The 25,315-nt window shown below is 68.0% G+C and carries 21 protein-coding genes; 15 read left to right on the forward strand and 6 right to left on the reverse strand.

The annotated features are described in order from the left end of the window. The first annotated feature begins 52 nt into the window (after positions 1-52). From rimP to sigJ, 10 genes are all read left to right on the forward strand, one after another. On the forward strand, positions 53-628 hold the full coding sequence (rimP, locus tag LA521A_RS06960; protein ID WP_281781578.1) for a ribosome maturation factor RimP: 576 nt from the start codon (positions 53-55) through the stop codon (positions 626-628). A 59-nt stretch (positions 629-687) separates the two neighbouring features. Beyond that, positions 688-2,175: a transcription termination factor NusA gene (gene nusA / locus LA521A_RS06965; protein WP_281781579.1), complete on the forward strand. Its 1,488-nt coding sequence runs from the start codon at positions 688-690 to the stop codon at positions 2,173-2,175. A gap of 89 nt (positions 2,176-2,264) precedes the next feature. Next, positions 2,265-4,877: a translation initiation factor IF-2 gene (infB, locus tag LA521A_RS06970; RefSeq protein ID WP_281781580.1), complete on the forward strand. Its 2,613-nt coding sequence runs from the start codon at positions 2,265-2,267 to the stop codon at positions 4,875-4,877. 111 nt (positions 4,878-4,988) lie between these two features. After that, on the forward strand, positions 4,989-5,369 hold the full coding sequence (gene rbfA, locus LA521A_RS06975; RefSeq protein WP_281781581.1) for a 30S ribosome-binding factor RbfA: 381 nt from the start codon (positions 4,989-4,991) through the stop codon (positions 5,367-5,369). 193 nt (positions 5,370-5,562) lie between these two features. After that, positions 5,563-6,519: a tRNA pseudouridine(55) synthase TruB gene (gene truB / locus LA521A_RS06980; RefSeq protein WP_281781582.1), complete on the forward strand. Its 957-nt coding sequence runs from the start codon at positions 5,563-5,565 to the stop codon at positions 6,517-6,519. 221 nt (positions 6,520-6,740) lie between these two features. Next, complete coding sequence (gene rpsO / locus LA521A_RS06985) at positions 6,741-7,001, forward strand: 30S ribosomal protein S15 (protein WP_206859236.1); 261 nt, start codon at positions 6,741-6,743, stop codon at positions 6,999-7,001. A gap of 193 nt (positions 7,002-7,194) precedes the next feature. Continuing rightward, positions 7,195-9,303 carry a polyribonucleotide nucleotidyltransferase gene (pnp, locus tag LA521A_RS06990; protein WP_281781583.1) on the forward strand — a complete coding sequence of 703 codons (2,109 nt, stop codon included), beginning with the start codon at positions 7,195-7,197 and terminating at the stop codon, positions 9,301-9,303. A gap of 287 nt (positions 9,304-9,590) precedes the next feature. Next, a complete protein-coding gene (locus LA521A_RS06995; protein WP_281781584.1) occupies positions 9,591-10,232 on the forward strand; it encodes a DUF5671 domain-containing protein in 642 nt (213 codons plus the stop codon). Further along, positions 10,229-10,663, forward strand: a complete 435-nt coding sequence (locus LA521A_RS07000; protein ID WP_281781585.1) for a hypothetical protein — start codon at positions 10,229-10,231, stop codon at positions 10,661-10,663. The genes LA521A_RS06995 and LA521A_RS07000 overlap by 4 nt, the downstream gene beginning before the upstream one ends. Positions 10,664-10,801: 138 nt before the next feature. Beyond that, positions 10,802-11,626 carry an RNA polymerase sigma factor SigJ gene (gene sigJ, locus LA521A_RS07005; RefSeq protein ID WP_281781586.1) on the forward strand — a complete coding sequence of 275 codons (825 nt, stop codon included), beginning with the start codon at positions 10,802-10,804 and terminating at the stop codon, positions 11,624-11,626. Positions 11,627-11,670: 44 nt separating this feature from the next. Here sigJ and LA521A_RS07010 read toward each other — a convergent pair whose 3' ends face one another. From LA521A_RS07010 to LA521A_RS07025, 4 genes are all read right to left on the reverse strand, one after another. Then, the gene (locus LA521A_RS07010; protein ID WP_281781587.1) at positions 11,671-12,120 is read right to left on the reverse strand and encodes a carboxymuconolactone decarboxylase family protein; all 450 of its coding nucleotides are present in this window, start codon (positions 12,118-12,120) and stop codon (positions 11,671-11,673) included. Between the two features lie 108 nt (positions 12,121-12,228). Then, positions 12,229-12,645, reverse strand: a complete 417-nt coding sequence (locus LA521A_RS07015) for a hypothetical protein (protein WP_281781588.1) — start codon at positions 12,643-12,645, stop codon at positions 12,229-12,231. A 67-nt stretch (positions 12,646-12,712) separates the two neighbouring features. Then, on the reverse strand, positions 12,713-13,984 hold the full coding sequence (locus LA521A_RS07020; RefSeq protein WP_281781589.1) for a sensor histidine kinase: 1,272 nt from the start codon (positions 13,982-13,984) through the stop codon (positions 12,713-12,715). Next, positions 13,981-14,685 carry a response regulator transcription factor gene (locus LA521A_RS07025; protein WP_281781590.1) on the reverse strand — a complete coding sequence of 235 codons (705 nt, stop codon included), beginning with the start codon at positions 14,683-14,685 and terminating at the stop codon, positions 13,981-13,983. The genes LA521A_RS07020 and LA521A_RS07025 overlap by 4 nt, the downstream gene beginning before the upstream one ends. A 244-nt stretch (positions 14,686-14,929) precedes the next feature. Between LA521A_RS07025 and LA521A_RS07030 the strand changes: the two genes are divergently transcribed. The 3 genes from LA521A_RS07030 (at position 14,930) to LA521A_RS07040 (ending at position 17,960) form a co-directional block, all read left to right on the forward strand. Continuing rightward, positions 14,930-15,706: a phosphatase PAP2 family protein gene (locus tag LA521A_RS07030; protein ID WP_281781591.1), complete on the forward strand. Its 777-nt coding sequence runs from the start codon at positions 14,930-14,932 to the stop codon at positions 15,704-15,706. After that, positions 15,703-17,379, forward strand: a complete 1,677-nt coding sequence (locus LA521A_RS07035; RefSeq protein WP_281781592.1) for a phosphoethanolamine transferase — start codon at positions 15,703-15,705, stop codon at positions 17,377-17,379. The genes LA521A_RS07030 and LA521A_RS07035 overlap by 4 nt, the downstream gene beginning before the upstream one ends. Before the next feature lie 239 nt (positions 17,380-17,618). Then, positions 17,619-17,960, forward strand: a complete 342-nt coding sequence (locus tag LA521A_RS07040) for a ComEA family DNA-binding protein (protein ID WP_281781593.1) — start codon at positions 17,619-17,621, stop codon at positions 17,958-17,960. A 114-nt stretch (positions 17,961-18,074) separates the two neighbouring features. Here the strand turns inward: LA521A_RS07040 and dinB are convergent, their stop codons facing one another. Further along, complete coding sequence (gene dinB, locus LA521A_RS07045) at positions 18,075-19,142, reverse strand: DNA polymerase IV (protein ID WP_281782044.1); 1,068 nt, start codon at positions 19,140-19,142, stop codon at positions 18,075-18,077. A gap of 216 nt (positions 19,143-19,358) precedes the next feature. After that, entirely contained in the window at positions 19,359-19,727 is a 369-nt protein-coding gene (locus LA521A_RS07050; protein WP_281781594.1) for an HPF/RaiA family ribosome-associated protein, read from the reverse strand. 123 nt (positions 19,728-19,850) lie between these two features. On the opposite strand from LA521A_RS07050, the gene LA521A_RS07055 reads away from it, so the two are divergent. Together LA521A_RS07055 and LA521A_RS07060 are read left to right on the forward strand one after the other, a co-directional pair. Further along, positions 19,851-22,553: a bifunctional acetate--CoA ligase family protein/GNAT family N-acetyltransferase gene (locus LA521A_RS07055; protein WP_281781595.1), complete on the forward strand. Its 2,703-nt coding sequence runs from the start codon at positions 19,851-19,853 to the stop codon at positions 22,551-22,553. A 638-nt stretch (positions 22,554-23,191) separates the two neighbouring features. Next, a complete protein-coding gene (locus LA521A_RS07060; protein WP_281781596.1) occupies positions 23,192-24,988 on the forward strand; it encodes a CPBP family glutamic-type intramembrane protease in 1,797 nt (598 codons plus the stop codon). The last annotated feature ends 327 nt before the right edge of the window (positions 24,989-25,315 follow it).

Genomic DNA, 25,315 nt, shown 5'->3' on the forward strand with positions numbered 1-25,315 from the left:
TCGAGGCACCGCGGCGGCAACACGGTGCCGGTTTCATGGGAGTGAAGTACGCGTGGCCGATAAAGCTGTCGAAATCGCGAACCTGCTCGCCCCGACCGTCGCGTCGCTGGGCGTCGAGCTGCTGGGCGCGGAATACCTGCCGTCGCCGGGCAGCGCCGTGCTGCGCCTGTACATCGATGTGCCGGCCGACCAGGCCACGGGCGAAGACGGCCAGCCGCGTTCGGTGACGATCGAGGATTGCGAGGCGGTCAGCCGCGAGGTGTCCGCGCAGCTCGACGTCGAGGATCCGATCAGCGGCATGTACACGCTGGAAGTGTCGTCCCCGGGCATCGACCGCCCGCTGTTCACGCTGGCGCATTACGAGCGCTTCGCTGGCGAGACCGCCAAGGTCGGCCTCAAGCTGCCGCAGGACGGCCGTCGTCGCCTGCAGGGCCGCATCGTGCGCGTGCAGGGTTCTGACGTCGTGTTCGACCTGGACGGCAGCGAGTTCGTCGTCGCATTCGGCAACATCGACAAGGCGCGCCTGGTCCCGGACTGGGCCGCGCTGGGAATGGCCCCGGTCAAGCCGGGCAAGGACAAGCCGGCGAAGGGCGCCCCGAAGGGCAGCGCTTCGAAGGCGAAGAAGTAAACCACCAAATCACCATCAAAGCCGGCGGCGCGAGTCGCCGACCGTGCGGAGTCAGAGAGATGAGCAAGGAACTGTTGCTGGTCGTGGACGCAGTCGCCAACGAGAAGGGCGTGCCGCGTGAGGTCATCTTCGAGGCCATCGAGGCCGCGTTGGCCTCGGCCGCGAAGAAGCGCTATCACGACGAGGACGTGCTGGTGCGCGTCACCATCGACCAGAAGGACGGCAGCTACGAGACCTTCCGCCGCATGGAGGTCGTGGCCGACGACGTCGTGATGGAATCGCCGGACCGCCAGATCCGCATGATGGACGCCATCGACGAGGTCGAGGGCGTGGAAGTCGGCGACTACATCGAAGAACAGATCGAGAACCCCGAGTTCGGCCGCATCGCCGCCCAGGCCGCCAAGCAGGTCATCGTCCAGCGCGTGCGCGAAGCCGAGCGCCAGCAGGTCGTGGATGCGTGGAAGGACCGCGTGGGCGAGCTGGTCACCGGCGTGGTCAAGCGCGTGGAGCGCGGCAACATCTACGTCGACCTGGGCGGCAACGCCGAGGCGATCATCCCCAAGGACAAGGGCATCCCGCGCGACGTGCTGCGCACCGGCGACCGCGTGCGCGGTTACCTGTTCGACGTGCGCAGCGAACCCCGCGGCCCGCAGCTGTTCATCAGCCGCGCGGCGCCGGAATTCATGATGGAGCTGTTCAAGCTCGAAGTGCCGGAAGTCGGCCAGGGCCTGGTGTCGATCAAGGCCTGCGCCCGCGATCCGGGCGACCGCGCCAAGATCGCCGTCGTCGCGCACGACAACCGCACCGATCCCATCGGCGCCTGCATCGGTATGCGCGGCTCGCGCGTGCAGGCCGTGAGCAACGAGCTCAACGGCGAGCGCGTGGACATCGTGCTGTGGTCCGACAACCCGGCCCAGTTCGTCATCAACGCGATGGCGCCGGCCGAAGTGCAGTCGATCATCGTCGATGAAGAGAAGCACTCGATGGACCTGGCCGTGGCGGAAGACCGCCTGGCGCAGGCGATCGGCAAGGGCGGCCAGAACGTGCGCCTGGCCAGCCGCCTGTCGGGTTGGCAGCTGAACGTGATGACCCAGGACCAGGTCACGGCGAAGTCGGAGGCCGAACAGGCGTCCGCCCGCCAGCTGTTCCAGGACAAGCTGGAGGTCGACGAGGAAATCGCCGGCATCCTGGTCTCGGAAGGCTTCAGCACGGTCGAGGAAATCGCCTACGTGCCGGTCGGCGAGCTGCTGGCGGTCGAGGGCTTCGACGAGGACATCGTCGAGGAACTGCGCTCGCGAGCCCGCGACGCCCTGCTCAACGAGGCCCTGGCGGCCGAGGAAGAGCTGGACGAGCACCAGCCGGCGGCCGACCTGCTCGAGCTGGACGGCATGGACGAGGCGACCGCCTACGCCCTGGCCGCCCATGGCGTGGTCACCCGCGACGACCTGGCCGACATGGCCACCGACGAGCTGACAGATATCGAAGCCATCGACGAGACCCGCGCCGCCGCGCTGATCATGGAAGCGCGCAAGCACTGGTTCGAATGAATACCGCGTCGGCCCGCCCGGGACCCCCGGGCTAGAATGACGCTAACACGCGCGGGACCCGTCCCGCGCCACGAGGACACCGAATCCGAATGTCGCAGCAAACCACCATCCGCAAGCTGGCCGAACTGGTGAACACGCCGGTCGAGAAGTTGCTGGAGCAGCTGGCCGAGGCCGGCATGACCTTCAGCGGCCCCGACCAGGTCGTGACCAGCATCGAGAAAGTCAAGCTGCTCGGCTTCCTCAAGCGTGCCCATGGCAAGGGCGAGGACAAGGCCGAGCCGGGCGACGCGTCGAAGAAGATCACGCTCAACCGCAGCCGGAAGCAGGAAATCACCGTCGGCGGCGGCAAGAACAAGACGACGGTCGATGTCGTGGTGCGCAAGAAGGTCACGCTGGTGAAGCCGACCGAGTCGCAGCCGATGTCGGAAGGCGACGAGCGCGCCGAGATCCTGCGCAAGCTGGAGGAATCCAAGCAGCGCAACCTCGCCGAGCAGCAGCGCCTGGCCGCCGACGACAAGCGCCGCGCCGATGAGCTCGACGCCGCCCGTCGCGAGGCCGAGGAAGCCGCGCGCCAGAAGGCCGAGGAAGAAGAGCGTGCGCGCCTGGCCGATGCCAGTGCGGTCGCCGAGGAAGACGAGCCGGCCCGCAAGCCCGCCGGCACCCATGGCCACGGCCATGGTCACGGTCATCCCAAGCCCGCCGCGCCGGCGCGTGCGCCCGAACCCGCCCGCGGCGCCCCGGCGCACAAGACGCGCGGTTCGCACGCGATGGTCGCGACCGTCGAGGACGACGACCGCACCAACCGCTTCGCCGGCCAGATGCACCTGAGCGCCACCGACCGTGCGCGCCGCTCCAGCAGCTCGCGCGGCAAGGCCAAGCCGACCCGCCGTCACGCCGAGCAGGCCCGTTCGGGCAGCGGCTTCATGCGCCCGACCGCGCCCATCGTCCGTGAAGTGGCGATCGGCGAGACCATCACCGTCGCCGACCTGGCGCAGAAGATGGCGCTCAAGGGCGGCGACGTGGTGAAGGCGCTGTTCAAGATGGGCGTCATGGCGACCATCAACCAGTCGATCGACTACGACACCGCCGCGCTGGTGACCGAGGAACTCGGCCACGTGGTGGTGAGGGCCGATGCCGCGACCGCGGAAGAGGCACTGCTGGCCCACGTCGAGGAGACGCAGGGCGAGAAGACCTCGCGTCCGCCGGTGGTCACCATCATGGGCCACGTCGACCACGGCAAGACCTCGCTGCTGGACTACATCCGCCGCACCAAGGTGGCCTCCGGCGAAGCCGGCGGCATCACCCAGCACATCGGCGCGTACCACGTGGAAACCGACAAGGGCGTCATCAGCTTCCTCGACACCCCGGGCCACGCGGCGTTCACCTCGATGCGCGCCCGCGGCGCGAAGCTCACCGACATCGTCGTGCTGGTCGTGGCCGCCGACGACGGCGTGATGCCGCAGACGCGCGAAGCCATCCAGCACGCGAAGGCCGCCGGCGTTCCGCTGATCGTGGCGATCAACAAGATCGACAAGTCCGATGCCGATCCGTCGCGCGTCAAGAACGACCTGCTGGCCGAAGACGTGGTCGCCGAGGATTTCGGCGGCGACACGCAGATGGTCGAGCTGTCGGCCAAGACGGGCCTGGGCGTGGACGACCTGCTCGACTCGATCTCGCTGCAGGCCGAAGTGCTCGAACTGCGTGCCGTCCCGACGGGCCGCGCGACGGGTACGGTGATCGAATCCGCGCTCGACAAGGGCCGCGGTCCGGTCGCCACCGTGCTGGTGCAGCAGGGCGAACTCAAGAAGGGCGACTACCTCGTGTGCGGCGTGCAGTACGGCCGCGTGCGTGCGCTGTTCGACGAGAACGGCAAGCAGGTCGAGAAGGCCGGCCCGTCGATTCCGGTGCAGGTGCTGGGCCTGTCGGGCGTGCCCGACGCGGGCGACGACTTCGTGGTCGTCGACGACGAGCGCCTGGCGAAGGACGTCGCGCAGCAGCGCGATGCCAAGCGCCGCGAATCGCGCCTGGTCGCCGCCGCCGGCAACCGCATGGAAGACATCATGGCCCAGATGGGCAAGGGCGAGGGCCAGCTGAGCCTCAACCTTGTCGTCAAGGCCGACGTGCAGGGTTCGGTGGAAGCGCTGCGCCAGTCGCTCACCGCGCTGTCCAACGAGCAGATCCGCATCAACGTGATCAGCTCCGGCGTGGGCGGCATCACCGAGTCCGACGCCAACGCCGCGCTCACCGCGAAGGCCACGATCATCGGCTTCAACGTGCGTGCCGACGCGTCGGCCCGCAAGGTGATCGAAGCCAACGGCCTGGACCTGCGCTACTTCTCGATCATCTATGACGTGATCGACCAGGTGAAGCAGGTGGCCTCGGGCATCCTGGGCGTGGAGATCCGCGAAGAGATCATCGGCACCGCCGAGGTCCGCGACGTCTTCCGCAGCTCGAAGTTCGGCGCCGTCGCCGGCTGCATGGTCGTGGAGGGCGTGGTCAAGCGGAACAAGCCGATCCGCGTGCTGCGCGACAACGCGGTCATCTTCGAAGGCGAACTGGAATCGCTGCGTCGCTTCAAGGACAACGTGGACGAAGTCCGCAGCGGCACCGAGTGCGGCATCGGCGTGAAGGCGTACAACGACGTCAAGCCGGGCGACCAGATCGAGTGCTTCGAGCGCATCGAAGTCCAGCGCACGCTCTGAAGCCGGGATTCGTGATCCGGGATTCGTGATTCGTCAAAGGCGAGTAGCGGATCCCGATCACGGCCTGACGGTTTTTCGAATCACGAATCACCAATCACGAATCACCAACACGTGCCAAGCAAATCGTTCCATCGCACCGACCGCGTTTCCGCCCAGCTCCGCAGGGAGCTGGGCACCCTGGTGCACGAGGCCGTGCGCGAGCACGGCCTGCCGTCCGTCAGCGTGTCCGACGTGGAGGTCTCGCGCGATCTCGCGCACGCCAAGGTGTTCGTCACCGCGCTGCAGCCGGAGCGTTCGAAGGAAGCGGTGAAGGCGCTCAAGGAGCTTTCCCGCGAGCTGCGTTTCCAGCTCGGTCGCGCGGTGAAGATGCGCCACGTGCCGGAGCTGCATTTCCATTACGACGACTCGGTCGATCGTGGCGAACGCATCGGCAACCTGCTGCGCGACAACCCGGCTGCCGGGCAGGACGACACGGATCCCGCGGACGACTGAACCGTCCGCGTCATCGCGCGTCGACGGACGCCCGCCGTCCGTCAGCCCGTCCTCCATCCGATCCACACACCCGTTGCCCTGACCCGGGGATCCCCGCAGGATTCGCACGGAGCGCGCCGTCTTTCGTCCTGCCCTCGGGCAGGCAGGCCTCGCGCATCCCGGTTGCGACCTGCGGACCTTCTGCGGACGATCCATGACGAAAGCCAAGACGCGCTTCCGCCCGCTCGACGGCATCCTGCTGCTGGACAAGCCGCAGGGCCTGAGTTCCAACCAGGCCCTCCAGCAGGCGCGCCATCTGTTCCGTGCGGAAAAGGGCGGTCACACCGGCAGCCTGGATCCGTTGGCGACGGGCCTGTTGCCGCTGTGCTTCGGCGAGGCGACCAAGATCGCGGGCCTGCTGCTCGGCTCGGCGAAGGCCTACGAAACCACCGCGGTGCTCGGCCTCACCACCGACAGCGACGACGCCGACGGTGCGCCGCTGCTCGAGCGCACGGTTCCCGAGCTGAACGATGCGGCCATCGAAGCGGCGCTCGCGCCCCTGCGCGGCCCGATCCGCCAGCGCGCCCCGATCTACTCGGCCCTGAAGCAGGGCGGCGAGCCGCTCTACGCGAAGGCGCGTCGGGGTGAGGCCATCGAGGCGCCCGAGCGCGACGTCGTGGTCCACCGGCTCGACGTGCTCGAACGCGATGGGCCGCGCCTGCGACTGCACGTCGAATGCGGTTCCGGCACCTACGTACGCAGCTTGGTCCGCGACCTGGGCGAGGCGCTCGGCTGCGGCGCCCATGTCGCCACCTTGCGCCGGCTCTGGGTCGACCCGTTCCGCGCGCCCCGGATGATCACGCTAGAGGCCCTCCGGGCGATGCGCGAATCCGACGGGGAGGCGGCGATCGACGGCCTACTGCTGCCGATCGAGGCCGGGCTTTCGCAGTTCCCGCGGGTCGACCTGGACGCCGCGTCGACCCGCCGCCTCGGGCAGGGGCAGGGCGTGGATTGCGCCCCGGCGGACGACGGGCTGGTCGCCGTTTTCGGGCTCGACGGTCGTTGTCTGGGCCTGGGCCAGCGTTCCGGCGCCCGGCTCACGCCACAGCGCCTGTTCCGCTGGGCGGTGCAGGGTGGTCAGGCTGAACAGCCAGTGGGTTCGACCGCCTGAACGCGTCCGCGATCGGCCACATGAATCCGCTGGACGGAAGGCGGGCGCATCGTAGCGGTCGCATTCGCGTGGTGCTGCTGTTACAATTTCGCCGCTTTTCAAGCACCTAAGCAGTTCCTCTTCGCAGCATCCCATCAGCAAACGGCGGGCCAGGCGGTGCGTCGGCGCGGGTCATTCCGGTCGATTCGCTTTCTGCAGGCCTCGCATCTACAAGGCACATCATGTCCATCGACACCAGCAAGATCATCGAAGACAACAAGCGCGGCGCCAACGACACCGGTTCGCCGGAAGTCCAGGTCGCCCTGCTCACCGCTCGCATCGAGCAGCTCACCGGCCACTTCAAGATCCACAAGCAGGACCACCACAGCCGTCGTGGCCTGCTGCAGATGGTCAACCGTCGCCGCAGCCTGCTCGACTACCTGAAGCGCAAGGACAACGAGCGCTACAAGGCTCTGATCGAGAAACTCGGTCTGCGCCGCTAAACGCACTACCAGCCGCGGCGCAGCGATGCGCCGCGGTTCGTTTTTGAGGTACGGCAACACGCAGGCGCACGGCGCTTCAACGCAACACATCGAACCCTCCGGTTCGACCATCCGAATTCTGGCCGCCAACGCGGTCGCCCGGAGCGGGGCAGGGGCCTCGACCGGAACGCATCAGAAACGATAGGAACCCAACGTGGCAAAAATCACCAAGACCTTCCAGTACGGCGACCATCAGGTGACGCTGGAAACGGGCGAGATCGCCCGCCAGGCCAGCGGCGCCGTCATCGTCAAGATGGACGACACCGTCGTGCTGGTGTCTGCCGTCGCCGCCAAGAGCGCGCGCGAAGGGCAGGACTTCTTCCCGCTGACGGTGGACTACCAGGAGAAGTTCTACGCCGGTGGCCGCATCCCGGGTGGCTTCTTCAAGCGTGAAGGCCGTCCGACCGAGAAGGAAACGCTGATCTCGCGCCTGATCGACCGCCCGATCCGCCCGCTGTTCCCCGAGGAATACAAGAACGAAGTCCAGATCATCGCGACGGTGATGTCGCTGAATCCGGAAATCGACGGCGACATCCCGGCGATGATCGGTGCCTCGGCGGCGCTCGCACTGGCCGGCACGCCGTTCCAGGGCCCGATCGGTGCCGCGAAGGTCGGCTACAAGAACGGCCAGTACATCCTCAACCCGACCGCCGCGCAGCTGGCCGATTCCGACCTGGAACTGGTCGTCGCCGGTACGTCCAACGCGGTGCTGATGGTCGAATCCGAAGCGAAGATGCTGTCGGAAGAGGTGATGCTCGGCGCGGTGATGTTCGGCCATCGCGAGATGCAGAAGGTCATCAACGCCATCAACGAGCTGACCGTGGAAGCCGGCACCAAGCCGTCGACCTGGGTCGCCCCGGCGAAGAACGACGCACTGATCGCCGCCATCGTCGAATCGGCCGGCGCCTCGCTGAAGCAGGCCTACCAGATCCGCAACAAGGCCGAGCGCCGCGAAGCGATCGGTGCGATCCGCAAGGACACGTGGGAACAGCTGTCCGGCCGCGCTGAAGCCGCCGGCTGGGTCGCCGCCGAGTACAACAAGGAATTCGGCGAACTCGAATACCGCACCATGCGCGACTCGGTGCTCGACACCAAGATCCGCATCGACGGCCGCGACCTGACCACCGTTCGTCCGATCGAGTGCAAGACTGGCGTGCTGCCGCGCACCCACGGCTCGGCGCTGTTCACCCGCGGCGAGACGCAGGCCATCGTGGTCACCACGCTGGGCACCGCGCGCGACGGCCAGATCATCGATGCCGTCTCGGGCGAGTACAAGGAAAACTTCCTGTTCCATTACAACTTCCCGCCGTACTCGGTGGGCGAGACCGGCCGCTTCGGCGCGCCGAAGCGTCGCGAGATCGGCCACGGCCGCCTTGCCAAGCGCGGCGTGCTCGCCACGATGCCGACGCTGGAAGAGTTCCCGTACACGATCCGCGTCGTGTCGGAAATCACCGAGTCGAACGGTTCCTCGTCGATGGCCTCGGTCTGCGGTTCCTCGCTCGCGCTGATGGACGCCGGCGTGCCGGTGAAGTCGCCGGTCGCGGGCATCGCGATGGGCCTGGTGAAGGAAGACGATCGCTTCGTCGTGCTGTCGGACATCCTGGGTGACGAAGACCACCTGGGCGACATGGACTTCAAGGTGGCCGGTTCGCAGGAGGGCATCAGCGCCCTGCAGATGGACATCAAGATCCAGGGCATCACCGAGGAGATCATGAAGGTCGCCCTCGCCCAGGCGAAGGAAGGCCGCCTGCACATCCTCGGCGAGATGGCCAAGGCCATCACCGCGCCGCGCAGCGAGCTGAGCGAGTACGCGCCGCGCCTGCTGACGATGAAGATCCACCCGGACAAGATCCGCGAAGTGATCGGCAAGGGCGGTTCGACCATCCAGGCGATCACCAAGGAAACCGGTACGCAGATCGACATCCAGGACGACGGCACGATCGTCATCGCGTCGGTCAACGCCGCCGCTGCCCAGGCCGCGAAGGCGCGCATCGAGCAGATCACCTCGGACGTCGAGCCGGGTCGCATCTACGAAGGCAAGGTCGCCAAGATCATGGACTTCGGTGCGTTCGTCACGATCCTGCCGGGCAAGGACGGCCTGGTGCACGTCTCGCAGATTTCGAGCGAGCGCGTGGAGAAGGTTTCCGACAAGCTGAAGGAAGGCGACACCGTCAAGGTGAAGGTGCTGGAAGTCGACAAGCAGGGCCGCATCCGCCTGTCGATGAAGGCCGTCGAGGAAGGCGAGGGCGTGCCGGCCGAGTAAGCCGGACGTCGACCCTTCGGCGACCATCGCCGGAAACACGAGAAAGCGGGCTTCGGCCCGCTTTTTCTTTGTCCGCGTTCTTTCGAACAACCGGGCTCGAACCGCTTTCGCCCTTGTAGCCCGGGTAAGCGCAGCGCACCCGGGGACTGTCACGCCCAACCCGGTGCGCCGCGCTTACCCGGACTACATGAGCGGTCATCGCGAACGCACGCACCCGCTCACGTCGCTCGCCCCTCACCCCTCACCGCCTTGCTACGCTTGCGCCATCCAACCGGAGGGGGAGCCGCATGGCGTCGGGATCGCAGGAGCTGGAGCGCTTCGTATACGAGGCGTTGGTGCGGGGAGAGTCCAAGGCATCGATCAGCGCCGCGCTCGCCAGTGCAGGCTGGCGCGACGAGCAGACCCGCGGCGTGCTCGACGCCTATGCCGACACGCCGTTCGTCGTGCCGGTGCCGCGCCCGCGTGCGTCGGTGTCGGCGCGTGAGGCATTCCTCTACCTGGTGCTGTTCGCCTCGTTGTACTTCGCCGCCTGGCACCTCGGCAGCCTGCTGTTCGACCTGATCGCGCGTGCCTGGCCGGACCCGGCGGAGGATTACGCGGCGTATCGTCTTGGCCGCTCGATCCGCTGGTCCACGGCCGCCTTGATCATCGCCTTCCCGGTCTTCGCGTTCGTCTCGAACTACGTGGCGAAAGACGTCGCGCGACATCCGATCAAGCGACTCTCGCCGGTGCGCCGCTGGCTGACGTACCTGACGCTGTTCGTGGCGGCGGCCGTTCTGATCGGCGACATGACGACACTCGTCTTCAACGTCCTGGGCGGGGAGCTGACCGCACGCTTCGTGCTGAAGGTCGTCGTGGTGGCGTTGATCGCCGGCAGCGCTTTCGCCTGGTACCTGTACGACCTGCGGCGCGAAGAGGTGGATGCATGAGCGCCGCGACGGGGCGCTGGCTCCTGGTCATCGCCGGCGTCGTGGTCGCCGCCAGCGTGATCGCGGCAGTCGTGGCGATGGGGACGCCGGGCCAGCAGCGGATGGTGCGCCAGGACGATCGGCGCGTGCGCGACCTCGACCGCCTGAAGGACCAGATCGAAAGCTGGGCCGAACGCACCGGTTCGCTACCGGCGGACATCGGCGCGCTCGCACGTCCGGGCGTGCGAGCGCTTACGCAGGATCCATTCGCCGGCAAACCGTATGAGTACGTCGTGCGCACCAGTTCGACCTACACGCTCTGCGCGGTGTTCGAAACCGACACGGCGGCCACCGACGATGATGTCTATGGCCGCCCCGACTGGCCGCATCCGGCTGGACGCCACTGCTTCGATCTGAAGCTGCCGGAGAAGGCGAAGGCTGAACTCGAATGACGCCTCGTGTGCCGCGCACGACGCCCGCCTGTCACAGATTCGGTCCGTCCGCCGTCCTGTAGGCATCGCAACTTCATTCGTCCCGCCATGTCCGCGAACACGCCCGACACTGCCTTTGAAACCCACCGCCGGCGCCTGATGGCGTTGGCCTACCGTCTTCTCGGCAGCCGCAGCGACGCCGAGGAGGTCGTGCAGGACGCGTGGCTGCGCTGGCATCAGGCCGACCAGGCCTCGATCCGCGATCCGGAAGGTTGGCTGGTCACCGCCACCACGCGCCTGGGCATCGACCGGCTACGCCTGGCGCGTACGCAGCGCGAGGTCTATCCCGGCCCGTGGCTGCCCGAGCCGCTCACCGTCGACGATTCGCCCGGCCCCGAGCAGCAGGCCGACGTCGCCGGACAGGTCTCGCTGGCTTTCCTCGCGCTGCTTGAAAAACTCGGGCCGGAGGAGCGCGCCGCGTTCCTGCTCAAGGACGTGTTCGACTACGACTACGCGCAGATCGCCGAGCTGCTCGGCCACACCGAGGCGAACTGCCGCCAGATGGCCAGCCGCGCCCGCACGCGCGTGCAGGCCGAACGTCCGCGCTTCGCCGTCGCGCCGGACACGCATCGCCAATTGCTCGAACGCTTCATGCACGCGATGCAGCGCGGCGATCGCGATTCGATCGTCGCGCTGTTGCACGCCGACGCGCGCCTGGTGTCCGACGGCGGCGGCAAGGTCACGGCCGTCATTCGGCCGCTGGAAGGCGCGGCGCGGATCGCCGACCTGTACTGGACCGTGGCGCGTCGTACCGCGGGTGCGGCGGAAGTGCGCATCGGACACGTCAACGGCGAGCCGGCGCTGCTGCGCTTCCACGACGGGCACCTGCATTCGATCAGCACCATCAGCGTCGACGAAGACGGCCGGATCACGCAGGTACTGTCGGTGTTGAATCCGGACAAGCTGCGCGGCTTGCACGTCTGATCGACGCGCCCCTCCCACGCGGGGAGAGGCGCGTCGACGTCGCCTCACGCGTCCGGCAACGGCTTGCGCAGCCCGACATTAAGCACGTTCCACGCGCGGATCGCCGCGACCGCGAACGTCAGCTCCGCCATCTCCTGCTCGTTGAACTGCTCGCGTGCGTGTTCGAGCGCATCGTCCGGAACCGGCGACGTGCCCAGCGCATTGAGGGTTTCTGCCCACGCCAGCGCGGCGCGTTCGCGTGCGTCGAAGAGCGGGCTTTCGCGCCACGCGGGCAGCGTGTCGAGCTTGCGCTGGCTTTCGCCGGCCTTGCGCAGCATGGTCGAGTGCATGTCCAGGCAGAACACGCAGCCGTTGAGCTGCGACACCCGCAGCGACACCCATTCGACCAGCTTCGCGCCAAGTGGCCCCTGATGCAGGCCGGTGTTGAGCTTGAGCAGGTGCTGGAAGGCGCTGGGGGCGAGGGCGGTGTAATCCAGAGCGTGTGCGGCGTTCATGTCGTCTCTCAGGTTGGCGGCCACGATGGCCGCTTCATGAGAGAGGACGGGCGCCAAGCGCCGGTTGTGACACATGCGCCGGAGCGCGTTTCGCCCGGGCTGCACGCCTCAGCCGCGCGACGAGGTTGCCGTGTGCCGCGGCCATACGCATGCCACCAGCCGCTGGAGCATCGCCAGCGCGAGCGCGCCGATCGACAGCACCGCAACGCCCGCGCTCCATGCGATCCAGGCGTCGCCCCGCGCGCCGGAGAATACCAGCGTGAGGTTGCCGGCCAGTGCGATCGACACCGGCAGCCACGCCGCCGACGCGAACAGCGCGACGAACGCGACATGCCGCATCACGCCGCGTCGTGCGGTCGCCACGCCGCACGCGGCGATCGCGCACAGCCCGACGGCGGCCAGCGCATTGCCGAACGGCAAACCGCCGGGAAGCGTCGATTCGAGGTACGGCGCCCCGGCGACCAGCGATCCCAGTGCGAACATGCCCAGCACGGCGAGTGCCGCGATCTTCCAACCCGGATGCATGCGGCCCCCTTTTCGATGGCGAAGGCCGAGCCTACGCAGCGCGTCCGTCCGGCACAAGGCGCGAAGCCTAGGTCCCCATGCGCAATGTCGTCGTCGTCCCGCGTCCTTCGTCGGAGGCGAAATCGAGCTGCCAGCCGAGGTGTTCGCACAGGCGCGAGATCAGGTCCAGGCCGATGCCGCCACCGTCGCGGCCGCCACCGCGGGCGATGCGCGCGTAGATCTGCGCGATTTCCTCCGGCGTCATGCCGTGGCCGGGGTCGTCGATCACCACCGTCGCCGGCGATTCCAGCCGGATGGTGATGCGCCCACGATCGCTGTGCTCGATCGCGTTGCGCAGCAGGTTGCCGATGGCGACCTGCACGATCGGCAGCGGCGCGACGATCTCGCACGGCTGCAGACCGACGATGTCCAGCCGCAGGTCCTTGTCGCGGGTGAGATGGCGATGGTCTTCGACGATGCCGGGGATCAGCTCGTCGAGCGCGACGTGATCGCTGGAACGCGCCAGCCGCGCGGGGTCTTTCGCCAGCACCAGCAGCAGCGAGACCAGCTGCTCCACTTCGCGCGCGGTGCGCTGGATGCGCATCAGCTGGCCGCGCGCGGGCTCGGGCAACTGCGGCTGTTGCAGCGCGATCTCGCTCGCGCCGGCGATGATGGCCACCGGCGTGCGCAGCTCGTGGCTGGCGCTGTCGATGAACACGCGTTCGCGCTCGACGAAGCGATCGTTGCGCTGCAGGTAATCGTTGAGCGCGTCGGCGATCACCACCAGTTCCGAACTCGCCGAGTCCGGCGTGTGGATGCGCTGGCCGGACTGGTCGGGCCGCAACTTCGCGATGGACTGCGCCATGTCGCGCAACGGCTTGATCAGGCGGTTGACGCTCCACGCGATGGCCAGGCACAGCACGACGACGAGCGTCACGGCCGAGCCGACCATCGTCAGGCCCATGTCGAACTCGCGCTCTTCCAGGTCGGTGATGTCGAGCGCGAGCGCGAGCGGGCGGCCGTCCACTTCGCGCACGAGCGCGACGCGCTCGACGCCGTCGATCATGATCTCGTCGTACACGCCCGGCGGGACGCCACGCAGCGGCGGCGGCATGTCCTCGGGATGGTGCCCGTCGTAGAAGGCGAGGCTTTCGGTGTTTGTCCACGGAAAGGTCGGGTCGCGCTCGTGGAGTTCGAGCAGGTGGTCCATTTCCGAATTGAGCAGCGTCTGCCAGACGAGGTCCTCCGCGTTCTCGTTGACGATGAACCCGTGCATGACCACCGCGATGCTCAGCACCACCACGTAGCCGAGCAGTCCGAGCAGGATGCGCCGGCGAAGGCCGCTGCGCGCCGTGCTCACTCGATGGCCTCGCTCACGATCGGCGCGACATCGCCGGCAACGATGCGGTAGCCCACGCGCGGCAGCGTCTGGATCAGCTTGATCGCGAAGGGACCGTCCACGCTGCGGCGCAATTCGTAGATGTGCGAACGGAGCATGTCGCCGTCGGGCGGGTCGTCGCCCCACAGCGCGTGCTCCAGGCGGTCGCGCGTGACGGCGGCGGGACTGGCCTGCATCAGCACTTCCAGCAGCTTGCGGCACGCCGGGTACAGGTGAAGCGGCCGGCCGGCGCGCGTGGCTTCCAGCGTGCTCATGTCGAGTTTGAGATCGCCCACCTGCAGTACCTTGCTGCGGCCGCGACCCCGCGCACGCGCCACCAGCGCTTCCAGCCGCACTTCGAGTTCGGGCAGGTGGAAGGGCTTGGTGAGGTAATCGTCGGCGCCTGCGCGGAAGCCGGCGATCTTGTCGGGCAGTTCGTCGCGCGCGGTGAGCATCAGCACCGGCGTGTCGCGACCGGCTTCGCGCAAGCGGCTCAGTACTTCGCGACCGTCCATGCGCGGCAGCATCCAGTCCAGGACGATCGCGTCGAATTCAGTGGTGATCGCCAGGTGCAGGCCGGTGGGGCCGTCGGGCGCGGCGTCGAGCGTGAAGCCACGCGCGTCGAAATACTCGAACAGGTTGGCGACCAGGTTGTGATTGTCCTCGACGACCAGCACGCGCATCGCGGTCTCCGCCTCCTTTCGGCGCGCATGCGCCTGCGCTCCATTGTGCACCCGTCGACATGGGAATGGCGTCGGAATCCACGCCGCTCTCGTGTCGGCGAAATGCCCGATGAACGCGATGTTCCGTGCACGCCGGATCCGACCGCATTCCGACACCCCGCGCCGGAGCATGCACGCGTTCTCCGTCATCCGAGCCATCCCTTCCGTCATGCGCAGTGCGATTTCACCGCCGTCCGTAGCCCCCATGCGCGCACGTCCCACCCTTCCCAACCACTCGACCGACCTCTTGCCGCGCGATGGCCTGCGCTTCGCGGTCACGCACGTGTTCGCGCCGATGCTGGGCTTCGTCGTGCTGCTGCTGGCGATGCGCTGGTCCAGCGGCGACCAGTGGCTCGCCGATCGCCTGTACGCGATGCAGGGCGGGCAATGGGCGTTGCGGGATGCGTTCGTCACGCAGACGCTGGTGCATCGTTTCGGGCGATACGTGGGCATCGCGCTGTGGATCGGCGTACTCGTCGCCTGGCTGGTCGCGCGACGTCGCGCGCGCTGGGCGCCGCTGCGCGCGCCGCTTACGTATCTGGCCGTCGCCGTCGCGCTGTCGGTGTTGTGCGTGGCGTGGGTGAAGTCGTGGTCGAACATGGATTGCCCGTGGGACCTCACCCGTTACGGCGGCCTGCGTCCCTTCGTCGGCCTCTGGGACGTGCGCCCCGTCGGCCTGGAGCGCGGCGCGTGCTTCCCCGCGGGGCATGCGGGCGGCGGTTACGCGTGGCTGTCGCTGTATTTCTTCCTCGGCGCCGTGCGGCCGCGCTGGCGCTGGGCCGGCCTCGCTGCCGGCATCGTTCTGGGACTCGTGTTCGGCATCGCGCAGCAGTTGCGCGGCGCGCATTTCGCTTCGCATGACATCGCCTCCGCCGGAATCTGCTGGGCTGTCGCGATCGCGACGTGGCAGCTGTTCCGTCCGAGCCTGGTGCGATCGCGCTGGATGGCCGCGGGCATCGACTCCCGGGAGACGAAGGCATGAACTCCGTCGTTTCCAATCGTCCGTTCGACGAGGCGCTGCGTCGCTCCCGCCAGCTGCTGGCGATCCGTCCGGAGATGAGCGTCGAGCGCCTCGCGCTGTACGTCGCGGTGTTCTTCACCGTGTTCTGCAACGTCGCGTTCTTCCATGCGGTCGGCGCGACGGGCGCGCTGCACGACGCGTCGGGCTGGAAGCTCGCGCTCAGCCTGGTGCTGATGATCGGCGCGCTCAACATGCTGCTGCTGTGCCTGCTGCTCAATCGCTGGACCGTGCGGCCGGTGCTGACGGTGCTGATCCCGGTCACCGCGATGGCCGCGCATTTCATGAGCCGCTACACGGTCTATCTTGACCCGGACATGCTGCGCAACATCCTGCACACCGACGGCAAGGAGTCCGGTGAGCTGCTGTCGCTCGGCATGCTGCCTGGCCTGCTGTGGCTCGGCGTGCTGCCGACGCTGCTGGTGTGGCGCGTCCGCGTGAAGACGCGGCCGATCGGGCGCGCGGTGCTCGTGCGGCTCGGGTGCATCGTGCTGTCGCTGCTGGTGGCGGGCGGCGCGATGATGGCCTCGTTCCAGGATCTGTCGGCGCTGATGCGCAACCACAAGGAACTGCGCCACCTGATCACGCCGGGCAACTACCTGGTCTCGCTCGTGCGCGTGGCGGAGCACGACGGCGCGCGCCACCGGCCGAAAACGCCCATCGGCGTGAACGCGCACGTCGTCGGCCGCGATCCCAACGCCAAGCCGCGCCTGCTGGTCATCGTCGTCGGCGAAACCGTCCGCGCGCAGAACTGGGGCCTGAACGGTTACGCACGGCAGACCACGCCGCAGCTGCGCGACATCGGGCCGATCAACTTCACCGACGTCACGTCCTGCGGCTCGGCGACGGAAGTCTCGGTGCCGTGCATGTTCTCGCCGTTCGGCCGCGCGCATTACGACGAGGACCGCATCGCGCACACGCAGTCGCTGCTCAACGTGCTCGACCACGCCGGCATCGGCGTGCTGTGGCGCGACAACCAGACCGGGTGCAAGGGCGTGTGCGAGGGCCTGCCGTTCGAGTCGTTCGAACACGCGCGCGATCCGCAGGCCTGCACCGCCGAAGGCTGCCTGGACGAGGTGATGCTGCACGGCCTCGCCGACGCGATCGCCCGCCGCCCGGGCGACGAGGTCGTCGTGCTGCACCAGCTCGGCAGTCATGGCCCGAGCTATGCGAAGCGGTACCCCGCACGCCTGCGCCGCTTCACGCCGACCTGCGAGACGGCCGATCTCGGCGATTGCACGCGCGAGCAGATCGTCAACGCGTACGACAACTCGGTGCTCGGCACCGACGATTTCCTTGTGCGCACGATCCGCTTCCTCGCCGAACAATCCTCGCGCGAAACCGCGCTGATCTACCTGTCCGACCACGGCGAATCGCTCGGCGAGAACGGCCTGTACCTGCATGGCGTGCCGTACGCGATCGCGCCGCAGACGCAGACGCGCGTGCCGATGGTGATGTGGTTCTCGCCGGGTTTCGCGGCCGACCGCAACCTCGATATCGACTGCATGAAGCGCGAGAGCCATGCGCCGGCGAGCCAGGACAACCTGTTCCACTCCGTGCTCGGCCTGATGCAGGTGCAGACGCCGGAATACGATCGCAAGCTCGACCTGTTCGACCGCTGCATCGCGCCGGCGTAACTCGCACGCGCACGCCGTCGGGGGCGGGAGAGCCCCGCCGCGCCGAACGCCCGATCCTTCGACGTGGCAAGTGTCGGCAGTGGGCCGCCCGATGGCAGGCGTGTTGCAGTGCACGCCTGCCGCATCCTTTGGCCTCCAGCCGGCGCGGGCCGGCATCGGGAGGCATGCGATGTCGAACTCCATCCTGTGGTCCGGGCTGCTGGCGTGTTTCGTGACGGGCTTGAAGCAGGCTCGCGCGCATGGCACAGCTGCAGGCGGCGGTCGCGCAGGATCCGAAGCGGATGCGCGCGATGCTCGGGCAGGACCTTTGGCTGCTGGGGCACACGCCGGTGACGTTGCCGGGCATGGCGTCGAACGGTGTCGCGGTGAACCTCAACACCGCCGAGTTCGAGCAGTTGCGCACGTTGCCGGGCATCGATGCGGCCATCGCCGTACGCGCGTTGCGCAGCCGGCGCGAGCGCGGGGCGTTTGCCGATGTGGCGGATTTCGCACGGCGCGCGGGTCTTGATGCCGCGCAATCGGCGGCGTTGGACGCAGCGGCCGTGGCGTTGCGGAAAGCGGGCTTGAACGAGCGCCGCTGAAGTTGCTTGTAGCTCTTGCAGCCCGGGTTAGGCCGAGAGCCGCACCTGGGGACTGGCGTGCCGCAAGATTCCCCGGGTGCGCTTCGCTTACCCGGGCTACAAGAGCTGGCGCAGTCAGGCCGTGCCGGACGCGAACAGATCGTTCTGCGCGACCGGCACCTCGTCGCGGCCGATGAATCCCGACAGCCCGACGCCCACCAGCCGATAACGCGTGTCCGACGACAACGGCACGCGCCCGCGCAGATCGCAGGCGATACGCGTGAGCTGTTCCAGACTCGTCGGCCGCTCCGCCGGCGTGAGGCTGCGCGTGAGGATGCGGAAGTCGGCGGTCTTCAGCTTCAGCACGATCGTGCGCGCCACGCGCTCGGGGTCGCGTTCCAGTTCGCGCCCGTAGCTTTCCCAGGTTTTTTCTGCGAGCCGGTGGATGTGCGGCTCCAGTTCGTCCATCAGCAGGTCGCGCTCGAAGGTGTCTTCGGAGGAGATCTGCAAGGTCGGACGTTCCGGCTCCACGGGATTGTGATCGATGCCCAGCGAGAGTTCATGCAGGCGCCGGCCCCAGCGACCAAAGCGCAGTTCCAGTTCGGCGGCGCCGAGCTCGCGCAGGTGGGCGACCGTTTCGATGCCCAGTTCCTGCAGCTTCGCTTCCATGACCTTCCCCACGCCGGGCAGGCGTCCGACCGGCAGCGGCGCGAGGAAGGCCTCGATCTGGTGCGGACGGATCACGAACAGGCCGTCGGGCTTGCGCCAGTCGGAGGCGATCTTCGCCAGGAACTTGTTCGGCGCCACGCCCGCCGATGCGGTGAGCTGCGTTTCCTCGCGGATGGCCTCGCGGATCGCCTGCGCCGTGGCGGTGGCCGTCGGCAGGCCGGTCTTGGTTTCGCTCACGTCGAGGTAGGCCTCGTCCAGCGAGAGCGGCTCGATGAGGTCGGTGTGCCGCTGGAAGATCTCGCGCACCTGCCGCGACACGGCCTTGTAGCGCGTGAAATCCGGCGGCACGAACACCGCCTGCGGGCACAGGCGTTCGGCGCGGATGGCGGGCATGGCGGAGCGCACGCCGAAGGTACGCGCCTCGTAGCTCGCCGCGCACACCACCGAGCGCGCCCCGCGCCAGGCGACGACCACCGGCCGGCCGCGCAGGGACGGGTCGTCGCGCTGTTCGACGGACGCGTAGAAGGCGTCCATGTCGACATGGAGGATCTTGCGGGGCGGTGCGGACACGGGCCGTGGTGCGGTGTGTTTGTTAGTCAAAATGCTAACAAGTACGGCCGGCGCGGTCACGTGTCGGAAGCCGCATGCCCTTGTAGCCCGGGTAAGCGAAGCGCACCCGGGTTGGGCGTGACAGGCCCCGGGTGCGCTTCGCTTACCCGGGCTACAAAAGCTTTCGCAGGTGCTCAACGATCAGGCCGCATCCTCGGTCCTCGCCGCCGCCGCCCGCTTCGCCCCGTCGCGCACGCTGCGAACGTGCTCCGATACCTGCCGCTGCATCGCGTCGAACGCGTCGCGAACCGCCACATAGGCGTCCTCGTGCGAATGGTCCTTTGCCGGCGTGCGGCCGGCCTCGAACGTGGCCCCGCGCATCACCGCGTGCACGTGCACCTCGTAGCGGTTTCCGTGCTGGTGGCGATGCTCCGCGTGGCGCACGGCCACGTCGCAGGACTGGAGCTGCGGCGCGATCTGCCACAGCTTGTGCGCGTGGCGGAGGATGTCCTCGCGCAGCGCATCGGAAACGGGCAGGCCTTCGAACCGGATCGTGACGTCGTGTTGCATGGCAAATCCGCTAGGGTGGTGACGCCTCCATTTGCGGATGTCCCCGATGCGATGTCAGCTTGAAACTTGCACGTGGCCGCGTGCATCGTTCGGGCGCATGATGTCGGACTGGCCACGCGCCCGATGAGCACCTATTCCCTCCCATCGCTGTTCTCGCCTGCGTCCGTCGCCGTCATCGGCGGCAGCCCGCGCGAGCGCTCGATTGGCCGCGCCGTGCTGCGCAACCTGCAGGCCGGTGGCTTTGCCGGCCGCATCGGGCTGGTGAATCCGCGCCATCGCGAGATCGAAGGCGTCGCGTCCGTTGCGCGCGTCGCCGATCTCCCGTTCGTGCCGGAACTCGTGCTGATCGCGACGCCCGCCGCGATGGTGCCCCGATACGCGAAATCGGCCGCCGAGCACGGCGCCTCAGCGGCCGTCGTGCTCACGACGGGGTTGGGGCAGGGCGAGGGTTCGCTTGCTGCCGAACTGCAGGCCATCGCGCGCACGCACGGCATGCGCCTGGCCGGACCCAACAGCCTGGGCGTGATCGCGCCGCACGCGCGGCTCAATGCGAGTTTCGCCGCGCACACGCCGCTGCCGGGCGACATCGCGCTGGTGTCGCAATCGGCCGCGATCGCGGCGGCGCTGGTCGAATGGGGCGCGAGCCGCGAGATCGGGTTTTCCGCGGTCGCCGCGCTGGGCGATGCGCTCGACGTCGACTTCGCCGACCTGCTCGACTACTTCGCGCGCGACCGCCACTCGCGCGCAATCCTGCTGTACGTCGAATCGATCCGCGACGCGCGCAAGTTCATGTCGGCGGCGCGCGCCGCGGCCCGGCTCAAGCCGGTGGTGGTGGTGAAATCCGGCCGCCATGCGCCGCGCACCGTCGCGCCGCACACGCATGCGGCGGCGCTTGCTGCGCCGGACGCCGTCTACGCCGCCGCATTCCATCGCGCCGGCATGTTGCGCGTGCGCGCGTTGAACGAACTGTTCTCCGCGGCCGAAGCGCTCAGCCGCGTCGACACCTTGCCCGGACGGCGCCTGGCGATTTTCGCCAACGGCCGCGGCACCGGCGCGCTCGCCGCCGATCGCCTGCTCGACATGGGCGGCACGCTGGCGGCGATTTCCAAGGAGGCGCGCGCCCGCATCCAGCCGATCGCCTCGTCCGCGTGGCCGGGCACGAACCCGGTCGACTTCTACGGCGACGTCGACCATGCGTCCTACGCGCAGGCGTTCCGCGCATTGGCTGAGGACGATGCGAACGACGCGCTGCTCGTGCTCAACACGCCGACCGCGTTGATGGGCGCGCACAGCCGCGCCGACGCGCTCGCGCAGGCGCGCGAATCGCTGCCGTGGCACACGCGCAAAAAGCCGGTGTTCGCGGTGTGGCTCGGCGCCGACGAGGCCGCGGCCGATCGCCTCAACGCGGCGCGCATTCCCAATTACCCGACCGAAGCCGACGCCGTACGCGGCTTCATGTACCTGGTGCGCCATCGCGAAGCGCAGATGACGCTGATGGAAACGCCGCCGAGCCTGCCGGACGATTTCGTCGTCGACACCGACACGGCGCGTGGCATCGTCGAGGGCGCCGTCAGCGCGGGACGCCGCTGGCTCGATCCCATCGAGGTCACGCGCGTGCTGGGCGCGTATGGCATTCCAATCACGCCGGTGGCGCATGCGCGCGATGCGGACGAGGCGGCGCGCGCTGCCGCGACGTGGTTCGCGGAAGGCCTGCAGGTGGCGGTGAAGGTGTTTTCGCCGGACATCGAGCACAAGTCGGACGTCGACGGCGTGCGGCTGAACCTCTTCAGCGAGCAGGCGGTGCGCGACGCCGTCGAGTCGATCCTGCAACGCGCGTGCAGCCTGCGGCCCGACGCGCGGATCGATGGCGTCACCGTGCACCCGATGATCGTGCGACCGAAGGCGCGCGAGCTGATCGCCGGCGTCGCGGACGACGAGACCTTCGGCCCCGCGATTGTGTTCGGCCGCGGCGGCACGGCGGTGGAAGTGATCGACGACAAGGTGCTGGCGCTGCCGCCGCTGGACCTGCGCCTGGCGCACGAAATGATCGGCCGCACGCGCGTGTCGCGCATCCTCAAGGCCTACCGCGACGTGCCCGCCGCGGACGAGCGCGCCGTCGCGCTGGTGCTGGTGAAGCTGGCGCAGCTCGTCGTCGACGTTCCGGAGATCCGCGAAGTCGACATCAACCCGCTGCTGGCCGACAAGGACGGCCTGATCGCGGTCGATGCGCGCATCGGCGTCTCGCCGTCGCGCCTGCTGCACAAGGGGCCGGGGCATCCGCGGCTGGCGATCCGGCCGTATCCGAAGGAATGGGAACGCGCGATGGTGCTGTCGGATGGCGCGACGGCGTTCGTGCGGCCCGTGCGTCCGGAAGACGACGCGATGTTCCGTGAGTTCTTCGCGCGCGTATCGGACGAAGACCTGCGCATGCGGTTCTTCCAGACGGTGAAGCACTTCAGCCATGAGTTCATCGCGCAGCTCACGCAGCTGGATTACGCGCGCTCGATCGCGCTGGTCGCCATCGATCCGCCGACCGGCGAAATGCTCGGCGCCGTGCGCCTGCTCGCCGATGCGAACTACGACAAGGGCGAGTACGGAATCCTCGTGCGCTCCGACCTCAAGGGCCACGGCCTGGGCTGGCGGCTGATGCAGATCATGATCGAGTACGCGCGCTGGCTCGGACTGCGCTCGATCGAGGGCGAGGTGCTGCAGGAGAACCGCACGATGATCGAGATGTGCCGGGCGCTGGGGTTCTCGGTGGTCACCAATCCGGAAGATCCGAGCCTGGTGACGGTGTCGTTGCGGATCGGGGACATGCCGACGTAAGTCCGGCGGCGTCGGGCACGCGCAGTTAACGCCGGGGCAGGGCACTTTGCGCGCCAGCGTCGGTACAGGACGTGGCATCGACGGCGCTTTCCCGACACGCGCTGCGTTTCGACTGCCGTCCGCAACGAATGAAGCGACGCGCGAAGGGCCGGTAGTGCCGACGCTGACGAACCAGGCGTCATGCGCGACGCTTTCCTGAGTGCCTCGAGGCGAAGAAAGCGTCATCGATGGCACGCAGAGTGCCGCGTGCCCCGCTTCAAGTGCCGACGCTGGCGCAAAAAGCGCCAGGCATGCCCCTTTCCTGATTGCTTCCGAACCAAAGAAGCGCCATCGCGGGCACTGAAAGTGCCGACGTTGCCAGTCGCAGTACCGGCGCTGGCACTCCACGTGTCACTCGTACCGCTTTTTGCGAGACGCGAAGCACTTTCCGCAGGTCGCACGACACAAACCCGCCGCAGGCCTGCATTTGCAGCCCGGGTAAGCGAAGCGCATCCGGGACCGCCCGTCCGCCACGGCTAGGGAAGCCGCCCCAACCGTCGACGCATCCCGTCCACGGCGCCCCGGGAAGCCCTCCACCGGCCCTTCATTTCCCGCGCGCCCTATCGCAAACTCGGGGCGGGGATATTGGGGGATGGGGTATGGATACTCGCGTGGCATGGCGGGCGCTGTGTGCGGCTGCTGCACTTTTCATCGGTCAGGCGCAGGCGACGGAGCCGGGGCACGAGCTTGCGAGTGCGCAAGCGGGAATGGCTATCGGGAAGGTCGAGGAGGCCACCCAGCGCGCCTACGACGACGCGCTCGCCACGTTGGATGCCGCCATCAGGCAGGCGCCCGGCGACATCGAGCTCGCCGTTTCGCGATGCCGCTTCCTTGAGTTCTATGGCAACCCGGAAGGCGGCCGTTGGATTCCCGCCGCGGAAGATGCCCGTGCGTCCTGCACGCGGGAACTGCGCGAGCGCTGGCCAAACGCGCCGCAGGTGGCGTTGTTCGAGATGGAAACGCTTTACGGCGAAGAAGCCGCCAAGCGCGGCGAAGCCATCCTGAAGACCGCCGACCACTGGCCGCCGTCGTCCCGACGCGAGTTGCTGAGCCAGACGTCGACGGGCCACGAGTTCAGCGGCAACCCGGAACGTTCTGGCGAGCTGGCCCTGTTGGCGGTACGCTTGGGCGATGCCTCCCGGACCGGCGCCGCGGCGCAGTATCTGGCGAGCCAGAAGAAGTTGGACGAGGCGGCCGCGCTGTTGGCGAAGGCCGCACCGTCGGAAAACCCGATGGATGTGGCCGCGCGCGTCAAGGCCGCCCTCGCATTCCCCGACCCGAAGGCAGGCCTGCTGCAACTGCGCCGCCAGCCGAAACTGATCGAGTTCGTCGACCGTGAAGCGGCCGCGCGCGCCTACATGCGCGTCGGCGATTTCGCCTCGGCGCAGCGTGTGCTCAAGGACGTCTGCATCAAGTGCGAAGCGACGCGGTCGCTGAAGTTCGAGGCCGCCATGGGCGCCCGCGACTACGCCGGCGCGGCCAAGCTGGTGGACCTGACCGATCGCCCGAACTTCGCCGGCCACCTCTCGCGCTTCACCACGCTGGCGATGGCCGCGCCGCTCACGCTGGTCAGCCCGAGCATGCTGCCGGGTGTGGCGATCTGCCTCGCGTGGCTGTTGGTCCTGCTGCTGGCGCCCGGCGTGGTGCTGGTACCCGCGCACTACCGCGGGCTGGCGCGGCGCCTCAAGGGCAAGGCCAGCGAACCGTTGTTCCCGGCCGTCGGCCTGTGGCGCGCGTGGTACGCCGGAGCCGTCGCGCTCATCGTCCCGATGCTGGTGGTGCTGCTGGTGCGGCCGGAGGCGATGGCCGACATGTTCAGCGGCAATGCGGCGGCATCGGCGCAGATGTTCCGCGCTTTTCTCATCGCCGAAATCACGGCGCTGGTCTTCATCGTGCCGCCACTGGTCGGCATGACGCGGCGCCAGTTCCTCGGCGACCGCACCGCACTGCGCACGTGGTGGATCGTGCTGCTGATGTGGGCCGCACTGCTCGCCATCGGCTGGATGCTGACCGTCGTGCAGATGCGGTTGGGCGTGAACCTTGAAACCAACCAGACGCGTATGGTCGCCGCGATGGTGGAAGGCGGCGCGCAGCTCGGCGGCCCGATGCTGTCACTGCTGATCCTGGCGCTGGTGGGCCCCGTGTTCGAAGAGCTCGTATTCCGTGGCCTGCTGCTGGGCGGCCTGTCGCGCCACATCAGCTTCGGCTGGGCCAACACGTTGCAGGCACTCGGCTTTGCCGCCATGCACGATGATCCGCCGCGCTTTCTCTACTACTTCGCCATGGGGTTGTTCGGTGGCTGGCTGGTGAAGCGCACCGGTTCACTGGCGCCGGCGGTGGCGCTGCATGTTTTGAACAATGCGGTGGCGGTGGGGGTGTTGTTGGGACTCAGGTGAGAAGAGTCCTATCGAATGCCTCGCTGAAGAACTGTTCGTGAAACGAATGTCGTGGAGCGGGCTAATTACCGAACAAACCTAATAGGGACGTTGTATGGCGGAATCAACTGCGTTGTTAATCGTGGGTAGCGTTGTAAAGGGAGCCACGAGCGCGCTTGTCAGCAAGTACGTGGAAAAGGTTGTAAATCCGTTCTTGCGCAGCTTATCCAACCTGAAGGTTCAAGCTGCAATCAAGAAAAACCTCTTTCGTTACCGTCGTCAGCACACTCGCTCTCAAGGAGTGTAGAAGCTCCGCACTAGGCGGAAACCCGCCAGCAACATCGGCGG

Source organism: Lysobacter auxotrophicus, assembly GCF_027924565.1.
GTDB lineage: Bacteria > Pseudomonadota > Gammaproteobacteria > Xanthomonadales > Xanthomonadaceae > Lysobacter_J > Lysobacter_J auxotrophicus.